Here is a 9728-nt window from a genome sequence, read left to right on the forward strand (position 1 = left end):
TCCGGGGCTTTGACATAAAACCAGAAAAAGGAGAATGGAAACATGAAGAAGACAATTATCACTGTCGTAGGCAAGGACACCGTGGGCATTATCGCAAAGGTATGTAATTATCTGGCAGAGAACCAGGTAAACATCGAAGACATTTCTCAGACGATTGTGCAGGGATATTTCAACATGATGATGGTAACGGACGTCTCCAAGAGCGAGAAATCCAACGCAGAGCTTGCAAAAGATCTGGAGGAGCTTGGAAGTTCCATCGGCGTTGTCATCCGCTGCCAGCATGAAGATATTTTCAATATGATGCACCGTATCTAAAGCGAAGGAGAAAAACGACATGATAAATCTGTTTGAAGTAAAGGAAACGAACGAGATGATCGAAAAAGAGAATCTGGACGTTCGTACCATTACCCTTGGAATCAGTCTTATGGACTGTATCGACTCCAATCTTGACAAGCTGAACCGTAAAATCTACGATAAAATCACGACGACTGCCAGAAATCTGGTTTCCGTAGGTGAGGAGATCGAGGGCGAGTTCGGTATTCCGATTGTAAACAAGAGAATTTCCGTTACCCCGATTGCCTTAGTCGGCGCAGCAGCCTGCAGAACGCCGGAGGATTTCGTGACGATTGCACAGACTCTGGACCGTGCGGCAAAAGAAGTCGGCGTCAATTTCCTCGGCGGCTATTCTGCTCTGGTAAGCAAAGGTATGACGACAGCAGATGAGCTTCTGATCCGTTCTATCCCGCAGGCACTGGCTGTTACGGATTTTGTCTGCAGCTCCATCAACCTTGGCTCTACCAAAACCGGTATCAACATGGATGCTGTCAAACTGATGGGTGAGATCATCAAGAAGACGGCGGAGGCAAGCAAAGAGAACAACTGCCTTGGATGCGCAAAACTCGTTGTTTTCTGCAATGCACCGGACGACAACCCGTTCATGGCAGGCGCTTTCCACGGCGTAACCGAGGCGGATGCCATCATCAATGTCGGCGTTTCCGGCCCTGGTGTTGTCAAACATGCTCTGGAAAAAGTACGCGGCGAGAACTTTGAGGTACTCTGCGAGACGATCAAGAAGACCGCATTTAAGGTAACGCGTGTCGGCCAGCTCGTTGCACAGGAGGCTTCCAAGCGGCTGAACATTCCGTTTGGTATCATTGACCTTTCCCTGGCACCGACTCCGGCGATCGGAGATTCCGTTGCGGATATCCTTGAGGAGATCGGCCTCGAGCACGCAGGTGCACCGGGAACGACAGCGGCGCTGGCACTTCTGAACGATCAGGTGAAAAAGGGCGGTGTTATGGCATCTTCCTATGTCGGCGGTCTCTCCGGCGCATTCATCCCGGTTTCTGAGGACCAGGGTATGATCAACGCAGTCAACGACGGTGCGTTGACCATCGAGAAGCTGGAAGCTATGACTTGTGTCTGCTCTGTAGGCCTTGACATGATCGCCATCCCGGGAGACACGAAAGCATCGACCATCTCCGGAATCATCGCAGATGAGCTTGCCATTGGTATGGTCAACCAGAAAACAACGGCAGTCCGCCTGATCCCGGTCATCGGAAAAGGCGTGGGCGAGACCGTAGAATTCGGCGGCCTCCTCGGCTATGCACCGATCATGCCGGTCAACAACTTCTCCTGCGAGGCATTCGTCAACCGCACCGGAAGAATCCCGGCACCGATTCATTCGTTTAAAAACTAAAAAGACAGCTGAAAAGCCGGCAGTGTTCCTGGATGGAAAGGATCGCTGCCGGCTTTTTTACCATCTGCGCAAATAAAAATAGTAATTTCAAAGAAAGCGTAGTATAATGCATTACATACCGATAAGTTCACTTACAAAATTCAAAAATATGTAAGAAAAACCAGAATGAGGAGGAATTTTACAAATGAAGAAAAAAGAATTATTACAGAAATCTTCAGCAGTAGCAGCCGTTGTGCTTGCAGCAGCCCTGATGGATCCGAGTGCGGTACAGGCAGCATCGAGGGGGGCAGAAAGTAATCTGACCCAGGCAGTGGAACAGTCCGCAGAAACCGGAGGAAACGCAGATACGGCAGCCGTACAGAGCGCGGAGGAAGATGCCGCTGATGCGGAGAAAGTGACAGAAGCGTCGTCTGAACTTCAGACAGAAGAAGAGCAGCAGGAGGCATCCGAAGAAGAAACAACAGAAGAGGCAGCCGGAGAAGAAACAGAAGCAACAGACGATGTTTCAGAGACAGAAAAAGCAGAAGATCCTGTTTCAGAGAGTTCAGCGGAACAGGATGAAAATGGGGATGTGAGTGAAGAGGAAACAGAAGCCGGATGGATCACCAATGAGGATGGAAGCTACAGCTATCGGGATGAAAATGGAGATTTACTGACAGAGTGTGTGGCGGAAATTGAAGGGAAGTATTATGGATTTGATCATGAAGGAAAAATGCAGGTTGATACAATTGTTTGGGCGTATTCGGATGAAGGCGAACTTGCCAGGTACTATGCAGGTCAGGATGGCAGCCTGAAAACAAATAGCTGGGTAAAATATTCTGGTGACTGGTATTATTTTGGAGAAGATGGTGCTGGATATGAAGGCGTGCATACGATCGCAGGAAAGATGTATTATTTTAATGCAGGTTTAATGGCTGCTGGAAAAGTTGTAAACGACGGGGAGACAAATTATATCGCACAAGATGATGGAACCCTGCGTGAAATGCAAAATGATACCTGGGTGAAAGCAAATGGAAAATGGTTTTATCAGAAAGATGGAACCGTTTTAAAAGAATGCGTTGAGAAAATCGGTAATGCGTATTATGGCTTTGACGAATATGGACAGATGTATGAAAATAAATATTTCAGTTGATATTTCACATATTTTAGGAAATTTAATAACTGTTATATTTAATTATCAAATTCTTCGCAAACCCTTGAAAATACTAAGTTTGTAGCAAGTGAGCTTTCCCTTACTCTTTCCCTTGTGTTATATTCTCACATTGGTTTTCATGAACCTTAATATGGGAAAAAATAAGGGAAAGAAAATTTCATAACACAGTATAACAATAACGACATGGTGAACTGATTGAAATGTTTTCGATATTTAACTCTATAACTGATTATTAAAAGAAAATGGAGATAAGATACGATGAGAACAATTTATGCAGAATACAACATAAATCACGATAGTATTGATGTTTACACAAGTGCCGGATATATGCTTCGCATTGATTGCTGGAAAGCTGAAAAAAATCTAAAAACCACATACGGATCAGAATGTGCGCTTACTTCATTGGCTGTGGATGAGCCTTTGGAATATGCAAGATTATATCTTGAGGGTAATTTACAGATGTGGGTAGATGCAGAAGACTCACTAGAGTTATAATCCTTATCCATATAAATAATATGCAAATATATATCCCATCAATATAGCGAATATACTGAAATAAAAGTATCTTTATAATCAATTTTAACCAAAAGAATATGTTCTTAGAGGAGGTGTCTCCCGAAAGAACATATTCTTCTATTATGGGTAATTATAAATATAGAACATGCTTTTCTTGTGCTACAATTTCTTCACTATGAGTTACAACAATAACTGTTTTTCCCTGTTCACTTAACTCATGCAATATATTCATAACAATCTCACTATTTTTTTTGTCTAAGGAACCAGTTGGTTCGTCTGCTAATACAATCGAACATTTCTTTAGCATTAAACGAGCTAACGCAACTCTCTGCTGTTCGCCACCAGATAATTGATAGACTTTTTTGTTAATTACTTTCTGTAAACCAACTTTTTCAAGAGCTTCATTTATTGAAATATCCGTTCTACCTGATTTTTTTATTATTTCTAGATTTTCTTTTACTGTTTTGTTTTCCAAAAGGGCAAAATTTTGAAATAAAAATCCAACAACTTCTTTGAAATATTTCTGCTTTTTTCCTTTTTTTGCCACATCAAAACCATTCACAATAATAGAACCTTTGTCAGGAGTTTCAATACCTCCAATCATATTAAGTAAAGTACTTTTTCCGCATCCACTTTCGCCACTAATTACCAAAAAACGGCTATCTGGAATTTCCAAATGAAAATTTTTGAACAAAATTTTATCATTATATGCTTTGCATAGATTTTCAATTGTTATCATAAGCAACCTCCTTTTAATGATTTCGGTATGTTTGTTTTTTCAACAATTGTGATATTAAAGAAAATAATTGTAAATTCTATTAGTGCCATAAATGAACTAACAAGAATGCTAATTCCTACTTCAGTCTGTACCGATAATAAAGAATAGATAAGCATACCTACTAATATCACAAAATTTTCCACTACAATCATTTTAAGAAGTGTTTTGTGCCGTTCAAATAAACTATATCCAAAGATTTTCATCAAGGAAATTTTCATTGCATTTTCTCGGAACTCTAGTCTACTTACTGTAACAATAATCATAATATTTAAAAGCAATACAATCGTACAAAGAGAACTTAAAAATCCCACGAGTTTTATTAAAAATGTGTGATTATATAAATACTGTTCATGTACGTTTGTAATTACTAGCTGATAATTTCCAAGCATATCTTCATACTTTTTGCTGATATTTCTTAGCTGTTTTTCATCACATTGAAATAAAACTGCTCCTGCTTTATAGCTTTCAAGATACCCACCATTGACTGCTAAATCTTTGTTTGCCTGATAAATAATTATCGGATTTTTGCTTTTTTCGATACCATTTATTCTACTTGTATCTAAATAGGAAAAGTATTCTGTTTCGCTATACTCTATGTACTGAATATTTAATTGTTGTAAATTATCATGATTTAAAACATGGCTCAAGGAGTCATAGGCTAATTGCTTGTTTTTAGCAAAATATCTATTCTTTGGAATGAAAATAATCAAATCAGAAGATTCATTCTCTACTGCATTTATCTGCTTCGTAAAACCTTGTAACATATCTTTTGCATGATTATTTACATATATCACATCATTTTTATCATTTAAAATATTCAAGCATATTACAGGCTTTAATGTGTTATATTCATTCTTGTATAGTTTATTCCAAAAAGCTTCTTCTTTTTCAGCATTAAAATCAGTAGTCTTTACGGTAAAATAATTTGCATCATAATATTCTTCTAACAAATGTTCATTTGTAAATAGGTTATTATGAATACTACTAATATTAGTGGTAATTGTAAAAACAGCGGCTACCCCTGCTATAAATTTTAACGAATAAATTAAAAAATCCACTCCTCTTTTGTGTGTTGCATTTGCGAATGCCTTTCTAATATCAAAAAAGCAAAAAGAACAATATGGAATAGTGGAAAGAATAATTCCAATGGAATATAAAATTGTGACGAGTCTATTCTCATATGCTCCCGATATATAATTTGACAGCAATATTTTTGCAACAATAAATAATGCAATGTCAAAAGTTACATCGAATAAAGCAGCCTTAAATGCTATGAAACCAGCACTTTCTCCTAAGGAAACTCGTACAACAACCTCTTTTTTTCGCCTAACCACTTCAATTACATTTAGAACAATCATCAATGCAATAATCATACCCCATATAATAAAAATCATGTCCTTTTCCGTAGAATTCCAATATTCTGGATAAGTTAAGCTATATTTTTCTGATAATTTCTGATATGCAGAGATAATATTGTCCTCATTTCCTATGTATGAGATAAAGTTTTCATAACCCACAGAGGTACTTTGCAATTCTGAGAGATTATGAAATTTTACTTTCGTAATTCCGGAAACTAAAGCGGTATATTCTGATTCTTCTATGTTTGCAGTATTTTTTAATGTTTGTCTGATTACTTTATCATCGCCATAAATATGAAGTGTTGAAAGGTATTTATTATTGATTTCATTGTACTGAGAAAAAATATGTACATCATTCTCCGTTGCAGTTTCTGATACATCTTTCAGAAACTGCGACATATCTTCACTAGCAACTTCATAGCGTGATGACGTAAAATATGCTGTAGAAAAGTTCCAAAGCTGATCTTGAAATATTTCAGATTGCATAAGTATTCCAAAAATCAGGAAACAAAACAAACATAAGTTTTTAATTGCTTTCATTTATTTCAACCCCAGATTCCATACTTTATTTGCTTTTTCAAATATCGTAGTCAATATTGTGCTATTTTCATCAACAATCCATTGATCTTCTTGATCTTCAGCTTTTTTGCTACTTGACAACATAATTTGAGTATTCAAATCCTTATAGTCATTAAATAGCACGCCTTGACTTATTCCTTGGTGAAATGGTTTTATCCAAATAATTAGTGCATATCGAACATCTGACTCAGCTATCGCAAGATTTCCATTCCAAAGCAAATAATCAGGGACAGACACACTATACTGGAATCCATCTTTATCTGTGTAAATTTTTACTCCAGATTCTTCTATTTCAGGGAAGTCTTTCTGAAATTCGTTATATGGTTTATAACTCCCGAAGTACCAAAATAAATTATAGCAACAGAACAAAATAACCAAAACAATTCCTATATATTTTATTTTTTTCTTCATTTATATACACTCCACAAAAAAGAGTGGTTGGAATTCCAACCACTCAGCCATTATCCCGAACCTTTGTTTAGTAGCTATTACCGTAGGTAATACTATTTCCTTTATGAGCAACCTCAATTTTAGACCAATTACCTTTACCAACATTTGAACCCGAAAAAGAACCATTTCCATTCTTGACATATGCGTAATGATCTTTAGTTGAATGATATGCGTGTGCATAATCTTCATTAATAGCAAGAGTATTATAACCATAAGTCAAAACACCTTTTCCGTCATCAGATGTAGTGCTCAATTCCCACTTTTTATCAAATGTCTTATTCCCGTTTGTAACAGAAAATGCCATTACTGGAATTGATGAAGAAATTAACATTGCACTAATAGCTACCCCTACAATCACTTTCTTTGCTCTCATAAGTTTTACCTACTTTGATCTGCTGTATTTCTATTTATATTTTATCAAATATTTTGTATCAAGTCAATCAGTATCTTGACTTATATAGCGTCGAATTGTAAGATATATTCCTTGTAAAATTAACCAAAAGAACAACAGATTTATTGATAATGCTTTTTTAATTACTTCTCCAAAATAAATGATGACAGCCGCACTTGTCAGTATCATCAGTAGGGTAATAACATCCCAACAGTTTTTCTTATATAATTCTATAACCTTTATTTCTATCAGTATTGCCAGTATCCCTGTCCCTGCCACACATATTCCAACAACCAATATCATCAATAACCAATATATGATTCCGGCTATAATCTCATTTGGAATTTTTGTGCTGATTTGTGCCACAGATTGCCCGGCATCAATCGTCCAACCGATAAAAGTTTGTATGAATGATGCTGCATCATGGAAGAATGATTTGCAATCGGAAAGGAACACATCTGACTGTACTGCCTGAAAAAGAGTGGTTGTCAGCGAATACCATGCAAGAAGGAACAAGGTTGTTTGGAACATTACCGTTTTTGCTTTATATTGTCCTGCAAGTTGCTCTTTTTGTGTTTCGTATCTTGCTTTTGCATTCTGATAGGCTGTCCGGTCACAGGCTTCGCATTTTTTATAGAGTACCGGCTTTTCTACCGGTATCTCTACGATTTTCTGATGTGTCCGGGCATAATCCCGTTGTTGTGTTAAGCATCGTATTTTATCTTGACATTCCTCTATCGTGACGTTTGCGCTTCGCAGCTTCTCTTTCTCGCTCCGCAATGCTCTGTCTGCCAGCTTCAAGTCGTTCTTTAATGCTTGAATATTCCCGGCTCTGTTCTCTTTGTTTAATTTCTCGTTCAAGGTCAGAGATTCGTTGAGCTGCGTCTTCAGTTCCACGATAAGCTGGTCTTTCTGTTCCAACTCTTCTTGTATCTCCTCGGTCAAGAGCAGAAGTTCTTCCAACTGTTCGGCGTTCTTTAATTCTCTGGATTCGTTCATCTATATCACGTCCTTTCTCTACCTGCTGTTCCAGTTCAGCAATTCGGTGTTCTGTTTCAGTAATAAACTGTTTTCGCTGTTCAGCTTCTGTGCCAATATCTGCCATTGCTGATTTTCGTTTTCCAAAAGTTCTATCTTCGTTTTCTGTTCTTCCATCTTGGAAAGTAGTTCCTCGGTATTTGGCAAAATGTTGAGCAGCTCGGATAACTCGCTGTTTAATTTTTGCAATTTCTGATTCTGTTCCTGCATAAGAGAGAGTTGGGTGTCCCGGTTCTGCATTTCCAGAAGCATTTCTGCCATTAAGGTCTGCTGTTCTTCGATTTGCCCAATCATGGACTCCATTAAGGGTATAATTTCCCGGCTTTCTTCTAATGTCATTTAATCGCTCCTTCCATAATGATAATGCACCTGATACTTTCCCAAAGGTGTCCAGTATCTTTTGCAATAACGTGTTTTGTTGTTTTATGATTTGATTTTCCGCTACTTTCCACGAACCTTTTATTTCCTGCCCGGCAAGAAACTTTTGTTCAATCTTTCTTGCGTCAGCACCTTCATGGATGGTAGGAATCTGGAGTTTTCCCTGCTTTTCGTAAGAACGGTGATCGACCTGATTATGCAAAGGCAGATGTTCATTACACACCTTTGCCCACTCGCTCCGCCACAGTTCACAGTTTTTTGGATTGTTCCATCCCGTAGCATCGGTCAGTACCCGTTTCCATTGCAGGCGGTTTCTTGCACCAATCTTCTGGATTCCGTTTTCATCTAATACAGGGATACGGATTCCATGACGGTCAGGGTTTTTCTTATCCTGCCACCAGTTCGGATGGGATTCATCAATCACGATATTTCCGCTTTTATCTCTGACAAAATCCCAATCTTTGACTTCTTTCTTCCCCCAAGAATGATCCGGGTTAAAAGGGCGCATTGTCAGAAGCAGATGGACATGAGGATTGCCATCCCCTTTGTCGTGGATACTCCAATCAGCACACATTCCCTTATCCACAAATGTTTTTTTGATATAGTCGGCTGTATATTGAATCTGTTCCTGTCTGCTCCATTCTTTGGGGAGGGCAAATTCAAATGACCTGCCAAGTTGGGCATCTGCACTTTTTTCAATCTTCAATACCTCATTCCATAACCGTTGTTTCTGAAATGTGATTTTAAATTTTTCTAAAGCAGCTTCTTTATCTTCTGACCTTTTGTATCGGACAGATTTTTGAAAGCGTTTTATATTTTCTTCTGGTACTATCTGCCATTCAGGAGGTGCGTTTTCGCACATCATCAGACTGGTGTAGACCACTTCTTTTTTAGAAGTGTAATAACTGATTCGCCCGGTTTCCTCGTTTTTCATCACATCCCCATTGAGATATGCGGAAGCGGAGATAACAGATTTCCCTTTACTTCGTCCGACTATTTTGATTGTGTAATGAAAAATCGCCATGTCTGGATTCCCCCTTTCTGCACATCCGGCATAGATTTCCGGCAACATTGCTTTCAGTTTTAGAAAAAGCAGTATTGCCGGAACGCCCTCTGCGTAAGAGTGCCCTGCGCATAGCAGCCTGCATGGAATGCGCCCCTCTGGCGAAGAGTGCCTCCTGCGGCATGAGCAGGTCTGGCTGAAAGCCCCGCCGACGGAACGAGCCCGGCAAGCGTGAGCGAAGACCGGTTGCCACTTGTGGCAAACTTATTGGGACGACCTCTGGTTGTCCATAAGTGCGCCCTTCATGAAAAAGCAATGAAGGGAATGAAAAACTCATCCCCCCCCCGCCATTACACTTCCTCCATATCGGTATGTGTTTCTTTCT

Annotated in this window: 10 protein-coding genes; 4 read left to right on the forward strand and 6 right to left on the reverse strand. The window is 38.9% G+C overall.

Annotation, left to right across the window (positions count from 1 at the left end; all coding sequences use genetic code 11):
* The first annotated feature begins 42 nt into the window (after positions 1-42).
* The 4 genes from DW915_RS11450 to DW915_RS11465 all read left to right on the forward strand — a co-directional run bounded on the left by DW915_RS11450 (position 43) and on the right by DW915_RS11465 (position 3347).
* A complete protein-coding gene (locus tag DW915_RS11450; protein ID WP_022462719.1) occupies positions 43-315 on the forward strand; it encodes an ACT domain-containing protein in 273 nt (90 codons plus the stop codon).
* A 19-nt stretch (positions 316-334) separates the two neighbouring features.
* Complete coding sequence (locus DW915_RS11455; RefSeq protein WP_055267333.1) at positions 335-1699, forward strand: PFL family protein; 1365 nt, start codon at positions 335-337, stop codon at positions 1697-1699.
* A 184-nt stretch (positions 1700-1883) separates the two neighbouring features.
* Positions 1884-2831, forward strand: coding sequence for an N-acetylmuramoyl-L-alanine amidase family protein (locus tag DW915_RS11460; protein WP_118742165.1), 948 nt, complete (start codon positions 1884-1886; stop codon positions 2829-2831).
* A gap of 279 nt (positions 2832-3110) precedes the next feature.
* Positions 3111-3347 carry a DUF6061 family protein gene (locus DW915_RS11465; RefSeq protein ID WP_004843528.1) on the forward strand — a complete coding sequence of 79 codons (237 nt, stop codon included), beginning with the start codon at positions 3111-3113 and terminating at the stop codon, positions 3345-3347.
* A 151-nt stretch (positions 3348-3498) separates the two neighbouring features.
* Here the strand turns inward: DW915_RS11465 and DW915_RS11470 are convergent, their stop codons facing one another.
* The 6 genes from DW915_RS11470 to DW915_RS11495 form a co-directional block, all read right to left on the reverse strand.
* Positions 3499-4107 (reverse strand): ATP-binding cassette domain-containing protein, encoded by a 609-nt coding sequence (locus DW915_RS11470; RefSeq protein WP_005608342.1) that lies wholly within the window; start codon positions 4105-4107, stop codon positions 3499-3501.
* Positions 4104-6044 (reverse strand): DUF1430 domain-containing protein, encoded by a 1941-nt coding sequence (locus DW915_RS11475; protein ID WP_005608344.1) that lies wholly within the window; start codon positions 6042-6044, stop codon positions 4104-4106. The genes DW915_RS11470 and DW915_RS11475 overlap by 4 nt, the downstream gene beginning before the upstream one ends.
* Positions 6045-6494 (reverse strand): hypothetical protein, encoded by a 450-nt coding sequence (locus DW915_RS11480; RefSeq protein ID WP_004843525.1) that lies wholly within the window; start codon positions 6492-6494, stop codon positions 6045-6047.
* 67 nt (positions 6495-6561) lie between these two features.
* A complete protein-coding gene (gene mdcF / locus DW915_RS11485) occupies positions 6562-6906 on the reverse strand; it encodes a broad-spectrum bacteriocin mediterrocin MdcF (RefSeq protein ID WP_008402210.1) in 345 nt (114 codons plus the stop codon).
* Between the two features lie 63 nt (positions 6907-6969).
* Positions 6970-7704, reverse strand: coding sequence for a DUF6040 family protein (locus DW915_RS11490; RefSeq protein ID WP_005608347.1), 735 nt, complete (start codon positions 7702-7704; stop codon positions 6970-6972).
* Positions 7643-9364 (reverse strand): MobA/MobL family protein, encoded by a 1722-nt coding sequence (locus DW915_RS11495; RefSeq protein WP_040893156.1) that lies wholly within the window; start codon positions 9362-9364, stop codon positions 7643-7645. Before DW915_RS11495 ends, DW915_RS11490 begins: the two co-directional genes overlap by 62 nt.
* Positions 9365-9728 lie beyond the last annotated feature (364 nt).

Origin of the sequence: Blautia sp. AM42-2, assembly GCF_003480245.1 — a bacterium.
GTDB lineage: Bacteria > Bacillota > Clostridia > Lachnospirales > Lachnospiraceae > Fusicatenibacter > Fusicatenibacter saccharivorans.